General features: G+C 60.4%; 12 protein-coding genes and 3 tRNA genes. 11 read left to right on the top strand and 4 right to left on the bottom strand.

What is annotated here, in order from left to right; translation table 11 throughout:
* The first annotated feature begins 102 nt into the window (after positions 1-102).
* The 10 genes from dnaN to typA all read left to right on the top strand — a co-directional run bounded on the left by dnaN (position 103) and on the right by typA (position 11,671).
* Positions 103-1,206, top strand: a complete 1,104-nt coding sequence (gene dnaN / locus PMX60_RS02050) for a DNA polymerase III subunit beta (RefSeq protein ID WP_271746707.1) — start codon at positions 103-105, stop codon at positions 1,204-1,206.
* A gap of 9 nt (positions 1,207-1,215) precedes the next feature.
* Complete coding sequence (gene recF / locus PMX60_RS02055) at positions 1,216-2,322, top strand: DNA replication/repair protein RecF (protein ID WP_271746708.1); 1,107 nt, start codon at positions 1,216-1,218, stop codon at positions 2,320-2,322.
* Positions 2,309-2,872 (top strand): DciA family protein, encoded by a 564-nt coding sequence (locus PMX60_RS02060; protein ID WP_271746709.1) that lies wholly within the window; start codon positions 2,309-2,311, stop codon positions 2,870-2,872. Before recF ends, PMX60_RS02060 begins: the two co-directional genes overlap by 14 nt.
* Positions 2,873-2,977: 105 nt before the next feature.
* Positions 2,978-5,008, top strand: a complete 2,031-nt coding sequence (gene gyrB, locus PMX60_RS02065; RefSeq protein ID WP_040360015.1) for a DNA topoisomerase (ATP-hydrolyzing) subunit B — start codon at positions 2,978-2,980, stop codon at positions 5,006-5,008.
* 186 nt (positions 5,009-5,194) lie between these two features.
* A complete protein-coding gene (gene gyrA, locus PMX60_RS02070) occupies positions 5,195-7,906 on the top strand; it encodes a DNA gyrase subunit A (protein ID WP_271746841.1) in 2,712 nt (903 codons plus the stop codon).
* A gap of 176 nt (positions 7,907-8,082) precedes the next feature.
* Positions 8,083-8,159, top strand: a tRNA-Ile gene (locus PMX60_RS02075).
* Positions 8,160-8,344: 185 nt separating this feature from the next.
* Positions 8,345-8,845, top strand: coding sequence for a bifunctional nuclease family protein (locus PMX60_RS02080; RefSeq protein ID WP_055310297.1), 501 nt, complete (start codon positions 8,345-8,347; stop codon positions 8,843-8,845).
* Entirely contained in the window at positions 8,846-9,235 is a 390-nt protein-coding gene (locus PMX60_RS02085; RefSeq protein WP_055287540.1) for a hypothetical protein, read from the top strand. It abuts the gene before it with no gap.
* 30 nt (positions 9,236-9,265) lie between these two features.
* Positions 9,266-9,715 carry a hypothetical protein gene (locus tag PMX60_RS02090; protein WP_089572580.1) on the top strand — a complete coding sequence of 150 codons (450 nt, stop codon included), beginning with the start codon at positions 9,266-9,268 and terminating at the stop codon, positions 9,713-9,715.
* A 117-nt stretch (positions 9,716-9,832) separates the two neighbouring features.
* Positions 9,833-11,671, top strand: coding sequence for a translational GTPase TypA (gene typA / locus PMX60_RS02095; protein WP_055287536.1), 1,839 nt, complete (start codon positions 9,833-9,835; stop codon positions 11,669-11,671).
* Between the two features lie 128 nt (positions 11,672-11,799).
* On the opposite strand, the gene PMX60_RS02100 is transcribed toward typA, so the two are convergent.
* From PMX60_RS02100 to PMX60_RS02115, 4 genes are all read right to left on the bottom strand, one after another.
* A complete protein-coding gene (locus tag PMX60_RS02100) occupies positions 11,800-12,945 on the bottom strand; it encodes a bactofilin family protein (protein ID WP_138113613.1) in 1,146 nt (381 codons plus the stop codon).
* 106 nt (positions 12,946-13,051) lie between these two features.
* Positions 13,052-13,741, bottom strand: a complete 690-nt coding sequence (locus tag PMX60_RS02105) for a trimeric intracellular cation channel family protein (RefSeq protein WP_229065363.1) — start codon at positions 13,739-13,741, stop codon at positions 13,052-13,054.
* A 368-nt stretch (positions 13,742-14,109) separates the two neighbouring features.
* A tRNA-Ser gene (locus tag PMX60_RS02110) sits at positions 14,110-14,200 on the bottom strand.
* Positions 14,201-14,248: 48 nt separating this feature from the next.
* Positions 14,249-14,339: transfer RNA gene (locus PMX60_RS02115), tRNA-Ser, on the bottom strand.
* Positions 14,340-14,843: 504 nt separating this feature from the next.
* Between PMX60_RS02115 and rpsF the strand changes: the two genes are divergently transcribed.
* On the top strand, positions 14,844-15,137 hold the full coding sequence (rpsF, locus tag PMX60_RS02120; RefSeq protein WP_006235831.1) for a 30S ribosomal protein S6: 294 nt from the start codon (positions 14,844-14,846) through the stop codon (positions 15,135-15,137).
* Positions 15,138-15,153: the final 16 nt, after the last annotated feature.

Genomic DNA, 15,153 nt, shown 5'->3' on the forward strand with positions numbered 1-15,153 from the left:
TTCTCTTTCTGGGTCTGACCTGCGTCTTTGGGAGTAATCAACAGTTTCGTCAGTGCTATTACTATTATTAAGATATTTATATCTATAGAAAGGTATTAAAAGATGAAGTTCACCGTCAGCCAGAGCTCGCTCACACAAGCCATCGGCGTCGTTATGAAGGGCGTCGCTTCGGCATCCACCCTTCCCATCCTGTCGGGCGTGCTCGTCAAGGCGCAAGACGGCATCTTGGAATTCCAGACCTCTAACTACACCATCTCGATCCGTCATCGCATCGCGGCGCATGTCGAAGAAGAGGGCGAGATGGTTATCCCCTGTAAGATGCTCTCAAATATCACCAAGACCCTCCCCGATGCCCCGGTCACCTTTGAGCTGTCCGAGCGCCAGGTGCTGATTGGTTGCGAGAAGAGCTCGTTCCGCCTGAACACGCTCGATGCCAATGACTTCCCCGAGTTTCCGGCCTATGCCATCGAGAGCGCCGTGGAGCTGCCGACCGATATCTTGTCCGAGATGGTCAGCCGCGTGTGGCGCGTCACCTCAACCGACAAGGCCCGCCCCATCCTGGGTGGCGTGCACATGAAGGTCGAGAACAACACCGTGCGCCTGGTGGCGACCGATTCCTTCCGCCTGGCCGTGTGCGATACGCAGGTCGAGACCTCGACCCTCGAGGGCTCCTTTGAACTCAACGTTCCGGCCGACGCCTTTAACGACGCGCTGAACATCATGGCCAGCCAGGCAACCATCATGATCGGGGCTACCGACACCCAGGTTGTCTTTGAGGCCGGCAACACCACCTACGTGTCGCGCCGCATCGAGGGCGTGTACCCCAACTACAAGCAGCTCATCCCCGATTCGTGCGTGACGAGCGTCAAGATCGACGTCGCCGCCTTTAACGCCGCCCTCAAACGCGTGGCCGTTATCGCGAGCGCCAACCCCGCCGTCAAGTTCGAGATCGATGTCGAGAACGGGCAGATGGGCCTGTCCTCCATTTCCAATGACCAGGACCTTGCGCAGGAGACGATCGATGTCGAGGCCGAGGGCGAGTCGGGTGCCATCGCCTTCAACTACCACTACATCTTCGGCTGCCTCAATGCCCTGTCCAAAGAGAAGGAGATCACGCTGGAGCTCAAGAGCTACTCGCAGGCGGGCATCTTCAAGTCCTACGACAAGATCAACTACCTGTACCTGGTCATGCCGGTCCGCATCTAGCGCTGCGCCATGACCATGTTCGCCCGCGATCTTTCCGTCGCGCACTACCGCAGCTTCGATAGCTATCGCCTTGCCCTGGACGAGGGCGTGACGATACTTGCGGGACCTAACGCGGCGGGAAAGACCAATCTCATAGAGGCGCTGCAGCTGCTGACGAGCGGCGCCTCGTTTAGGCATCCGACCGCCGCCGAGCTCGTCCATGATGGCGTGGGCTCGTGCAAGGTCGAGCTGAGGCTCGAGGGCGACGGCCGCGTGCTTGATATGGGATTGAGCGCGGAGGACGGTAAACGCTCGTTTAGCCGCAACGGCAAGAGATGCTCCGCCGCCGGTGTGCGCGGGGTCCTGCCGAGCGTGCTGTTTTGCCCCGACCATCTGGACATGGTTAAGCGAGGCGCCAGTGTGCGCCGCGCCGCCCTCGATGGCTTTGGCATGCAACTGAGCGCACGCTATGCCGATCTTGCGAGCGCTTATGGGCGCTGCGTGACCCAGCGTAACGCCTTGCTCAAGGAGACCTGGTGCTGCCGCGAGATGCTCGGCGCGTGGAACGATTCGATTGCCCGCGCGGGCTCGGCCCTGCTCGTGCACCGGTTGGCCCTGCTTGACCGGTTGGCGGGCCATGTGCACGCTGCCTACGGGCAAGTGGCGTCCGGCGAGGCTGCCAGCGTGACCTATACGTCCACGCTGGGGGATTTGCCCCAGGTCGAGGATCGCGAAGAGCTGAAGGGCTGGGCGTACGAGCGCATGCTGGCCGCCCTTGATGAGCGCGCCGACGAGGAAATTCGCCGCGGCGTGACGTTGGTGGGACCGCATCGCGACGAGATTGAATTTACCGTGGCGGGTCGCTCCGCCCGTTCATTTGCCAGCCAAGGTCAGCAGCGAACGTTGGTGCTGGCCTGGAAGGTGGCGGAGGTGGCCGTGGCTCGCGATGTTCTGGGCACCGCCCCACTGCTGCTTTTGGACGACGTGATGAGCGAGCTCGACGGCGAGCGCCGCGGTGCTTTCCTGCGGTTGATCGGCGATGATATCCAGACGGTCATAACCACGACCAACCTGGGGTACTTTACCGATGACCTGCTCGGTCGAGCCAAGGTGGTGAGCATGGGTGAGACGTGCTAATTACGAGCGCGAGAGCGAGACGGTCGCCTTCAGTGGATTTTTAAACGCAGAGCGCCAGCGCATCCTGGCGGCTGCAACACCTGAGCGCCATGCGCAGATGGAGGCTGCCGAGGAGTCGCGCGCGGTCTATCGCGCGTGGAACGCGGTGTGCTCGGGCACGCGCGAGGGGCGGCATGTGACGGGCCTGCGCTACCTGCCCGAGTCCAATGAGCTGCTGGTATATCTCGACTCGCCCTCGTGGACGCAGGAAATGACGCTGTTGCGCGAGATCATCCGCGCGCGCATGGAGCGCGCCGGTGCGCATGTGGATGGCCTGGTGTTCAAAACCACCGCGCCCGGTCACACGCCGCCCGCCGCCAAGCAGCGCCTGCGCCCGGCGACGACCGAGCGCCCGCCGGCCCCGCACGCCGACCTAAGTGAGGCCGAGCGCACCGAGATTGAGCGCCAAGTGGCGCCCATCAAAGACCGAAAACTGCGCGAGGCCCTCGAGAATGCCATGAGAGCCAGTGCCGAGTGGGCCAAGGGCGTGCAAAGCAAAAAAGAGCCTTAAATCGCATCTGGTGGCCTTGTAGAGCCAAATACCCTCGTTCCCGAGGGTATTTTTTTACGATAAACTAGTAAGGCTGTACACATTTTCTTGACTGAAGGAGGACGTGTGGCAAACGAAAACGATTACGATGGCGGCGAGATTAAGATTCTCGAAGGTCTCGAGGCCGTTCGTAAGCGCCCGGGCATGTATATCGGCTCGACGAGCGCCAGCGGTCTGCATCACCTGGTGTGGGAGATCGTTGACAACTCTGTCGACGAGGCCATGGCCGGTTTCTGCACCGAGATCCAGGTGACGGTCCACGCCGACAACTCCATCACGGTCGTCGACAACGGGCGCGGCATCCCCGTCGACGAGCACCCTGTTAAAAAGATCCCGACGCTCGAGGTTGTCATGACGATCTTGCACGCCGGCGGTAAGTTCGATAACTCGGCCTATAAGGTCTCGGGCGGCCTGCACGGCGTGGGCATCTCCGTCGTCAACGCACTGTCCAAGCGTGTGGTCGTTCAGGTTCGTCGCGATGGCAACACCTACGAGATGGAGTTCTCGCGCGGCAAGACCGTCAAGAAGATGGAGGTCGTGGGCACCTCGGATTCGACGGGCACCACCGTCACCTTCTGGCCCGACGACGAGATCTTCGAGACCTGCATCTACGATTTCGATACGCTGCATAACCGTCTGCAGGAGACGGCGTTCCTCAATAAGAACCTCAAAATCGTGCTGACCGACGAGCGCGAAGCGACTCCCCACGTGGAGGAGTTTTGCTACGAGGGCGGCATCATCGACTTCGTCAAGTTCCTCAACGAGGGCAAGGACGTCCCCGAGGCCTTTAAGGAGCCCATCTACATTGAGGGCAAATCGGACCCGGACGCGCCTGTGGCCAAGATGGGCGAGGTCGAGGTTTCCCTGCAGTGGAATAGCGGCTACGGCGAGAACGTCATGTCGTTTGCCAACGACATCTACACCCCCGAAGGCGGCATGCACCTTGAGGGCTTCCGTACCGCGCTCACCCGCGTGATCAACGATTACGCGCGCAAGCAGAACCTGCTCAAGGAAAAAGACGCCAACCTGACCGGCGACGATGTGCGCGAGGGCCTTTCGGCCGTTATCTCGGTCAAGCTGCCCGATCCGCAGTTTGAGGGCCAGACCAAGGCAAAGCTCGGCAGCTCCTATATGCGAGCGCTCACGCTCAAGATTGTGACCGACGGCCTTGTCGATTACCTCGAGGAGCATCCCAAGCCCGCTCGCGAGATCGTCAAGAAGGCGCAACAGGCCTGCAAGGCGCGCAATGCCGCCCGCAAGGCGCGCGAGGCGACCCGCCGCAAGAGCCTGCTCGAGACGGCGTCCCTGCCCGGTAAGCTCGCTGACTGCTCGGTGCGCGATGCCGAGCTGACCGAGCTCTTCATCGTAGAGGGCGACTCGGCAGGCGGTTCGGCCAAGGACGGCCGTCGCCGAGACATCCAGGCGATTCTGCCCCTGCGCGGCAAGATTTTGAACGTCGAACGCGTTGGTGACCATCGCGCGTTCTCGAGTGACACCATTCAGTCGCTGATTACCGCGATCGGCTGCGGCGTCACGACGAGTGCCGGCGACGGCGGCGACTTCGATATCACCAAGGCGCGCTACCACAAGATCATCATCATGACCGATGCAGACGTCGACGGTGCGCATATCCGCATCCTGCTGCTGACGTTCTTCTACAAGTACATGCGTCCGCTGATCGATGCCGGCTACGTCTATGTTGCCTGCCCGCCCATCTTTGGCATTAAGGTGCGCAACAAGATCCACTACGTGTATCCCAACGGCCGCCAGCCCGAAGACGAGATCCTGCGCGATACCATCCAGAGTCTGGGCCTGAACCCCGATGATAACGACGAGGACGGCAAGGCCAAGGACGGCAAGATCACCAAAAAGCGCAAGGGCTATACCGTCCAGCGCTACAAGGGCCTGGGCGAGATGGACCCCAAACAGCTTGCCTCGACGACGATGGACCCAAAGACCCGCATTCTGCAGCGTGTGTCGATCGAGGACGCCGTGGTGGCGGACCGCGCCGTGCGCGAGCTGATGGGTTCCGAGGTCGGCTATCGCCGCGAGTACATCGAGAAGCATGCACATGATGCACGATTCTTAGATGCCTAACCTGTTCGGCTTTCCCAGCCACCGCACCTTCGCCCTCAATCGTCGGTCGCGTACCCAAGTACGTTTCCCTCCTCTTTCGGGCGAATCTGCGGCACCTGGAAAAGCCGTCTCCGTGGTAGGGAACTAATTAGACCACGCAAACCATGAGGAGGTAACGTGGCAGACGATATCAACAATAACGAGGGTATGGACGAGGCCGGCGATGCCGGTATGCCCGATGATCTGAAGCGCCTGCTTGCCCGTGCTGAGCAGGGCGAGGACGGCGATCCGGACGCCTATAACCCCGATGCCGATGATGATGAGGAAGAGGACGACGACGGTGAGCTCGAGGAGAGCTTTGGCGAAGTCGATCGTGGCGCCTCGGCCGGCGAGGACATCAACGGCGGCCAGCTCCAGATTTCGGAGTTCGGTCGCGAGATGAAGCAGTCGTTCATCGAGTATTCGATGTCGGTTATCACAGCGCGTGCCCTGCCGGACGTGCGCGACGGCTTAAAGCCGGTACACCGCCGCATCCTGTACGCGATGAACGAGAGCGGCATCTACCCCAACCGCCCACACAAAAAGTCGGCCTGGACGGTCGGTGAAGTTATCGGTAAGTACCACCCGCACGGTGACTCTGCGGTCTACGAGGCCATGGTCCGCCTGGCGCAGTGGTTCTCCATGCGCACGCCGCTCATCGACGGTCACGGCAACTTCGGCAACATCGATGGCGACGGCGCGGCGGCCATGCGTTACACCGAGAGCCGCCTGGCCAAGCCCGCCATGGAACTGCTGCGTGACTTGCAGAAGGATACCGTCGACTGGCAGCCCAACTACGACGAATCGCTCGCCGAGCCCGTGGCACTGCCTGCGCGCTTCCCCAACCTGCTGGTCAACGGCAGCCAGGGCATCGCCGTCGGCATGGCCACCAACATCGCCCCGCATAACCTCACCGAGGCGATCGAGGCCACCTGCTACCTGATCGACAACCCCGACGCCACCGTCGACGAGCTCATGCAGATCATGCCCGGTCCGGACTTCCCCACCGGCGCCATCATCATGGGCAGCGCCGGCATTAAGCAGAGCTACGAGACCGGCCGCGGCTCCATTACCGTGCGTGCCAAGGCACATGTGGAGTCCACCAAGACCGGCCGCAGCCGCCTGGTCTTTACCGAGATTCCCTACATGGTCAACAAGGGCACCCTGCAGGAGAAGATCGCCCAACTCGTCAACGACAAGCGCATTGAGGGCATCTCGGATATGCGCGATGAGTCCAACCAGAAGGGCATCCGTCTGGTCATCGAGCTCAAGAAGGGCGTCATTCCGCAGGTCGTGCTCAACAACCTGTATAAGTACACCTCGCTGCAGACGACCTTTGGCGCCAACAACCTGGCACTCGTCAACGGCGTTCCCAAATGCCTGAGCCTGCGCGAGATGCTGCAGCACTACATCGACCACCAGGTCGACGTCGTCACCCGCCGCACCCGCTTCGACCTTAAGAAGGCCCAGGCCCGCGCGCATATCCTCGAGGGCTACCTGATGGCCCTTGACCATATCGACGAGGTCATCAGCATCATCCGCTCCTCGCAGACCGACTCCGAGGCCAGCAGCCGACTGATCGAACGCTTTGGCTTTACGCCCGAGCAGACCACGGCCATCCTCGAGATGAAGCTGCGCCGCCTGACCGGCCTGGAGCGCGACAAGATCCAAGAAGAGTTGGACGGCCTGCGCCGCGCCATCGCCTACTACGAGGACCTGCTGGCGCACGAGGAGAAGATTCTGGGCGTCATCAAGGAAGAGATGCGCGAGATCTCCAAGAAGTTTGGCGACAAGCGCCGTACCGAAATCAGCCAGGTTGAGAAGGACCTGGATGTCGAGGACCTCATCGCCGACGAGGATATGGTCGTGACCATCACCCACACCGGCTACGTTAAGCGTATCCCAGTGGCTGCCTACCGTGCCCAGAAGCGCGGTGGCAAGGGCGTGTCGGGCGTCAACCTCAAAGAGGACGACGTTATCGATGAGATGTTCATCGCGTCCACGCACGAGTACGTGCTGTTCTTCTCGAGCAAGGGCAAGGTCTATCGCCTGAAGGTGCACGAGCTGCCGGTGGGTACGCGCCAGGCGCGCGGTACCGCGATCGTCAACCTGTTGCCCTTCGAGGAGGGCGAGAAGATCGCGAGCGTCATCAGCTGCCGCGAGTTCCCGGCCGACGAGTACCTGATGTTTGCCACCAAGAGTGGCATGGTCAAGAAGACCGTGATGAGCGCTTACGATCGTAGCCGCCGTGATGGCCTGATCGCTATCAACCTGCGTGACGACGACGCGCTGCTGAACGTGCGCCGCGTGCGCGAGGGCGACAAGATTATCCTGGCCACCACCGCGGGCAAGGCGATCATGTTCTCCGAGGAGCAGGTGCGCGCCACCGGCCGCGATACCAGCGGCGTTCGCGGTATCGGTATGAAGGACGGCGTGAGCGTTCTGGGCATGGAAGTCACTAACGGCAACGGCGATCTGTTCGTCATCACCGAGCGCGGCTACGGCAAACGCACGCCGGTTGCGGACTACCCGGAGCAGAATCGCGGCGGCCAGGGTGTCTACACCATCCAAATGACCGAGCGTAAGGGTAACCTTGCGGCCATGAAGACGGTGGGTCCGCAGCACGAGCTGTTCATCGTGACGGAGGGCGCGACGGTCATTCGCGTTAAGACCGACGAGATCAGCCAGACTGGCCGCGCCACCCAGGGCGTCAAGATGATGACCGTCGACGACAACGACCGCATCTGCGCCGTAGCCCGCATGACGGCGGCCAAAGAGAAGCCCGAGGGCGAAGGTGCCGAGGCCGCAGCCGACGCCGAAGAGGCTCCAGTCGACCTAGGCGACGGCAACGACATGCCGGAGGATCTCCTCGACGAGTAAGAGACCCTAGCGGTAGAAAATATCAGACCCCATATATCGGCGGTCGGCGCACTGCGCGCCGACCGCTTTTTTGACAACCTTGGACCCCGTGCCCGCTCGGCGGGCACACTCCAAAGTTTTTCAAAAAAGTTGTTGACGCGCGCGTAACGACTCGTCTAATATATCCCTTGCGCGATGGACCTGTAGCTCAGTTGGTTAGAGCGTCCGGCTGATAACCGGGAGGTCACAAGTTCGAATCTTGTCAGGTCCACCATCAAAACTGTTAAAAGCCTCGGGGCAATTGCCTCGAGGCTTTTTTCTTAGCCACAGAAGGTAGTCAAAAAAGCTCTGTCCCAAATTAACTACTTTGATTTTGTGTGCTACGCGAAAGTTTGGGTAGTATAGCTATTCAACGCGGCGGGCCGCCGCGTGTTAACCGCTACGTACCGGAGGTGTTCCATGGTTCGTGTCGACATAGAGACCATCGTCATGGCCGCCGGTCCCGTGCCATCGCTTATCGTGCTTCGCGAACGCTGCAGCAAGTCGGATTCCCCCGCGCCGCTGCGCTCCCTCTCCATCCAGACTGGCTCGTTTGAGGCTGCGGCAATCAGCCGCGGCATCGACAGCGGACGCGCCGATCGCCCGATTACCCATGACCTGTTGCTCGATACTGTTGGCGCCCTGGGCGCCAAGCTCGAGCGCATCGAGATCGTTCGCGCCGAGCCGCCGGTGTTCTACGCGACGATTGTCGTACTGGCCGATGGTGACGAGCGCAAGATCGATGCCCGTCCCAGTGATGCCATTGCCCTTGCCGTGCGCAGCAATGCCCCCATGTTTGTGGAGGACGACATCATGAATCGCCTGGGCACTGTTTCTGCCCATACCGAGGAAGTTGACGACGAGCAGGAGTTCGAGAAGTTCGACGAGTTCGTCCATACGCTCTCGCCCGATGACTTCTAAATGCGGGGCGGCCAGGATGCGGAGCGTTCGCTGATGGCCGGCGGTATGTCGGCTGAGGCGGCTGCGATCGCCCGCGAGGCCCAGATGCGCTCGGAGGCTTCTGAGGCGGCTCGCATTGCCTATGTGACGCAGGCCCGCACGCTCCGCGAGCGCCGCGGCTCGTTTATCAAGATGGTTGTCGTCTCCGCCCTTGTCGCGGCAATCTGCTCACGCCTTCGTGGTACAGTTGGTGCGCTTGGGTTTTCGATCTCTACGGGCCTGGTGATTTGGGGCGTGGTCGATGCAGTCATGCTGACCAGTCAGATCAAGGTGCTCGACAAGCGCGCGGCGGACATGATGCGCACCCGCGACGCTGCCGCCAAGATCGCCGCCGAGGCACAAGAACTGTAACGACGTCAGACTCGATGGGAAGGTCTAAAGATGGCACAGGATATGCAGGATGCCGGTAACGTCTCCGCCGAGCTCGACGCCATGGTGTGCGATCTGATCGGCGCGTTCTTGGACGACCTTGCCGCCGGTGAAAACCCTGGCGTGGTCGTGGCAATTGAGGATGCTGCTTCCAACCGTTATCTGGCGGCGCTCGACGAGGACGGCGAAGAGGCGTGCCTGGAGGCGGCCACCAACTTTATCTCCGAGCACAAGATGGGTCTTAAGGACGAGGGCCTGGGCCGTATCGCTCGCTATGCCATCGGCTACACCGGCTGCGTCGAGATTGACGGCGGCTATCACGATGCTCTGCTCGTGAGCTTCTTCGAAACCACGCTCGAGAGCGGTTTTTCGGCATATGTGCTGTATGAGGGCATGGGCGCCGGCGATGGTTTTATGTGGAGCGACCCTGAACCTGCAGGTGAGGAAACCCCTCTCATCTAAAATCGCTAAAATAAACGAGTTTTCGGTAAAAGGCTCAATATTCCCGCCGAGCGTTGCATTGCTGGGTGGGTCGCATACGCGTGCCGGTTGTATATAGATAGAAGATAGGGGAACTACATGCGCGTAGACAATCTGAGGAACATCGCCATCATCGCTCACGTCGACCATGGCAAGACGACGATGGTCGACAAGCTCCTGCGTGCCACGGACGCCTTCCGTGCCAACCAGCAGGTCGAGGACCGCGTCCTGGATTCCAACGACCAGGAGCGCGAGCGCGGCATTACGATTCTCGCCAAGAACATCTCTATCGAGTACAAGGACGTCAAGATCAACGTCATCGACACCCCGGGCCACGCCGACTTTGGCGGCGAGGTCGAGCGCGTGCTGCGTATGGCCGACGGCGCCCTGCTGCTGGTCGACGCCTTTGAGGGCCCCATGCCCCAGACCCGCTTCGTGCTGCGTCACGCTATCGACACCGGCCTTAAGATCATGATCGTCATCAACAAGATCGACCGTCCGGGCGCCAACCCCGAGAAGGCCTACAACGACTGCCTGGACCTCATGGCCGACCTGGGCGCCACCGACGACCAGCTTGAGTTCGCCATGGAGCACGTGGTCTACGCCAGCGCCATGAATGGCTTTGCCCGCCTTGATCCCAACGACGGCAACATGGACATGTATCCGCTGCTCGATATGATCATCGACGACATGCCCGCGCCCGAGGTTGACGAGAACGCTCCGCTGGCCATGCAGTGCGTGACCATCGACCACTCCAACTTCGTTGGCCGTATCGGCATCGGTCGCGTGTATTCCGGCGCCATCCATCAGGGCGACCAGATTCTGGTTGTGAAGAACGACGGCTCCAGCGCCACCGCTACCGTCAAGCAGCTCTTTACCTTCGACTACCTGGGCCGCACCGAGTGCCAGGAAGTCGGCGCCGGCGACATCGCCGCCGTCGTGGGCATCGACCGCACCGATATCGGCGATGTCTACACCGATCCCGAGAACCCCGTCGAGCTCGAGCCCATCGAGATCGACCCGCCGACCCTGTCCATCGTCTTCGAGGCTTCGACCTCCCCGCTCGTCGGTCGCGACGGAGACATCGTGGGCGCCCGTCAGCTCAAGGAGCGCCTGTTCAACGAGGCCGAGAACAACGTGACCATGAAGATCGAGGAGCTCGAGGACAAGAGCGGCGTCGAGGTCTCGGGCCGCGGCATTCTGCACCTGTCCGTTCTGATGGAGTCCATGCGCCGCGAGGGCTTTGAGTTCCAGGTCGGCCGTCCCCGCGTTCTGTTTAAGAAGGACGAGAACGGCAACAAGATGGAGCCTGTCGAGCAGGCCGTCGTTGAGTGCCCGGACGAGTACTCGGGCAAGGTCGTTGAGGTCTTCGGTACCTCCGGTGGCATCATGACGAGCATGGATACCTCGGGTATCGTGACGCACCTCGAGTTTAAGATCCCGACCCGCGGCATCATGGGCCTTAAGAACCGCATCATGAACGTCACCCACGGCGAGGGCGTGTTCTACCACACCTTCCTGGAGTACGGTCCCTACGCCGGCGAGATCGGCAACCGTCAGAACGGCGCAATGATCTCCATGACCACCGAGAAGGCCGTTGCCTATGCTCTGGGTACGCTGCAGGAGCGCGGCCAGCTTTTTGTTGAGCCGGGCACCGAGTGCTACGAGGGCATGATCGTGGGCGAGCGCAGCAAGGCTGGCGACATGGTCGTCAACATCGCCCGTACCAAGAACCTGGGCAACCAGCGTTCCTCGACCTCCGATATCTCCGTTCAGCTGGTGCCGCCCCGCACCTTCTCGCTGGAGGAGGCGCTGGAGTACATCGCCGACGACGAGCTGGTTGAGATTACCCCCAAGAACATCCGCCTGCGCAAGCGCCTGCTCAACGCCACCGACCGCAAGAAGGCCGCCGTCCGCGCCGGCCAGGTCAACAAATAAGCGCTGGACTTTATAGCGTCTAACAAGAAAGGGCGTCGACCGTAATGGTCGGCGCCCTTTTTGTGCATAGGGACTGAGCTGGTCTGCACCACCACAAAGGTGCCTGGTCCCTTTGTGGTGGTTGGCGGCTAAGCGGTGGGGAGTCCTGGCGTGTTAGCCGGCTGCTGCGGCTTGACGCGGGCGTTGCGCCAGATGATTTGGATGATGTAACCGAGCATAAAGACAAAGGCCACGCCGCTGATGAAGTCACCTACGAGGGGAAGCCCCGTGAGGGCGCCTGCGATTACGCCGCCCACGGCTGCCATGGCGTAGCGGTTTTGGTTGTGTCCAACCATGCGGGCGATCGCGCACCCCGCAAAGGCACTCGACATCAACGCGATGCCGATAACGCCGCACAAGAGGGTTCCGGCAAGCGACAGACCAGCGATAGAGATAATCAGCAGTAGGACGGCGGGGACGATAGCAATCGTGCCCAGAAGACCGCTCACCCACAGGGGCATGGAGCGCTGGTGGAGCATGCCGGCGGCGCTGGCGGTCGCGCGCGGAAAGATGAGCTCGAGCAGCAGAGCGACAAAGCAGGTCGAGAGTGCCGCGGCGACGATACCGCCGATGACATCGTTAACGGTGGAAGTATCCTCGTTCTCGGTGCGGTCGATCTTGAGCGCACCGACCTCGGCTCCCGCGGCGCGCTCGGGGTCCTCGGAGACGTGCGCGTTCACGGTGCCGGTGATGTGGGCGTTCTTGCCCAGGATGAGCTTGTCGGCCCAAACCTCGACATCGCCCTTGACGGTGCCATCGATGGTCACCGTGTCGCCCGCAAGCGCTGCCGACTTGGTGGAGCCTCGCAGGGCAACCGTCTCGCCTATCGCGTAGAAACAGTTGGCGGTGCTGTCGGAATTGAGCACGACATGCTGGCCAGCGACGGTCACGCTGCCATCAACCGTGGTCTTGGCAATGTCGATGGTGCGTGCCGCCAGACGGACGGCGCCGCCCACTGTGCAGTCACGGATCGAGAGGGTATCGCCCGCGGCGATGATATCGCGGCCGATGGACACATCATCCAAGTTGAGGGCCTGACCTGCCCAGTACAGGTCACCTTCGACGCCGGACGGATTGGCGTCATTGTCGGTCGCAAGTACGTTTCCTGCGGTGTCCGTGCCGGCGAACGACGCCGTGGGAAGCACGGTGATCGCCAGCGCGATGAGCGCGAATAGGATGGTGATGCGGCCCCATGCTTTACGGCGCTGGGTCAACGGGAGTTGATTGCAGGGCATAGTGAATCCTTCGTTAGATACTCGGCATATACCTAACAGGGTACCCAACGCGTGGGCGCTCTAAAAGAACCTCTCGGTTGCATTTCGAAGGATGAGCCCGCGCTACCTACTTTTTGCGATGCAAAAAGCGTGCGATGTCATCCTCGGTGGGGCTTTTGATATCAAAGCGCAGCGACAGCCAGCGTAGTCCCATGGTCACCACGACGCAAACGACCAGTGCGACGACATTGCTGACCAAGCCGCTCATGACAAGGCAAACATAGCTTGCCGATCCGGCGATGGCCGCGATGGCATAGAAGTTGGTGCGCTGGAAGATACCCGGCACCACACCCATAAAACCATCTCGCAGCATGCCGCCGCCCACCGCGGTAAAAAAGCCCATCATGATGCACACCGCCGGCGCAAAGCCGTAGACCAGCGCCTTGTCTGCGCCGGTTGCCGCATAAATACCCACCGAGATGATATCGAGCAGGGGAATGAGCTTTTCGGGCTTGTCGACGATTGCCGGGAAGATGTAGATGATGGCCGCGGTGGCGATGGAGAGCGGGAGCGCCATCGGTTGGTTGAGGATGTAGACGTTGCCCACCTGCAGCGTCATATCGCGCAAAAGACCGCCGCCCAGTCCACAGACCACGGCGAGCGCGACGGCGCCCACCAGGTCGAGTTTGTGCTCGCGTGCGACCAACACGCCCGAGATCGATGCCGCGACGACGGCGAACATCTCGAGCCAAAACGGGATGGCAACCATGGCATCCGAGGCGTGTGCGGTAACGATCATAGCGGCGGCAACGGGCAAGATGGGGTCCTTTGAGTTACGGGTTTAGACAATGCCCGTACATAGTACATGTTCGGCGCCGATTGCGACCCTATTGCTCGGCAAACGGTCGGGACTGGGTACGGTCATAGGTTCCATGTTTGGGGATCCGGGTTGATGCTGAACGCGATGGGGGCGTGGTCGAATAGGAGGGATGTCCAAATTTTGAGCTTTGCTCAAAATTTATCCGGTCGGCTTACGCCGACCGCGCTGCGCTAAAAACGCGCCACTGGCGCGTTTTCTTTACGCTTTGCGCCCTGGCGGGTTCGAATCCCTCCTCCTCCGCCGTATTTGCTTGTAAGGGACTTAAAAGAAAAAAGCCCCCGATCTGGGAGCTTTCTCAACCAAAATGGCGGAGGAGGAGGGATTCGAACCCTCGTGACCTTATACAGGCCAAACGGTTTTCGAGACCGCCGCATTCAACCACTCTGCCACCCCTCCGCGTGGGGTAAAAACAAAGCAGGCTCGAAGGCCTGCTTTGGAATTAACTGGCGGAGAGTCAGGGATTTGAACCCTGGAGACGCTTTTGACGCCTACACGATTTCCAATCGTGCTCCTTCGGCCACTCGGACAACTCTCCGTTAAATGCGAAAGTCAGTATACACGAGGAATCGCAAAGTGCAAACAGAAAAGTTGGCATTTTTTAAAACGCTTGGCCGCGTTTGGCGTTGCAGCGGGGTTTGAGATGCCAAAAAACGGCTTCCGACCAGCGTAGTTGATCAACTCAATTGTTCAAAAGGGGTATTTATAAGCGATTTGGCAATGAATTTAAAAATCTTTGGGTGGTGCTGTGGGCCACTGGTATGCATTTTGCGACCACAACCATGCGCCCGTTGACCTGCGACTTGGCTCAGCTTGTCCTCACGGCACCGTATCTTGTCCACAGATCCGTCAAGCTTTTGGTCAGCATTTGGTTGGAATGCGCATGAAACGTCGTGCGAGTATGGGCATATGTGGAGGTCATGAGGTTGTAGCTGCATATTCTTGCAGCCTAGGAGGTTGAAAGATATTATTACCAAGTCTTTTCCTGCTTCAGGCGCACCTTCACGACCTGAAGCCACATTTGCCCAGAGGAGGTGACAATATGAAGGCTTATGAACTGCTGTTCTTTGTTGACCCGTCGCTCGACCCCGAGACTCGTCTCGCTGTTATGAAGCGTATCGATACCACGATCGCTGAGGGCGCTGGCAAGGTCGACTCCGTTGACGAGTGGGGCAAGCGCAAGCTCGCCTACGAGATCAACGACCTCACCGATGGTGACTACACCCTCATCAACTTCCACGCAGATCCTACCCAGATCGCCGAGCTTGATCGCGTCCTGCGCATCACCGACGCTGTGGTCCGCCACATGATCGTCCGTCGCGACGACCAGGAGTAAGACTGTCGTTTTGGAC

It is taken from the genome of Collinsella aerofaciens, from assembly GCF_028206995.1.
GTDB lineage: Bacteria > Actinomycetota > Coriobacteriia > Coriobacteriales > Coriobacteriaceae > Collinsella > Collinsella aerofaciens_AQ.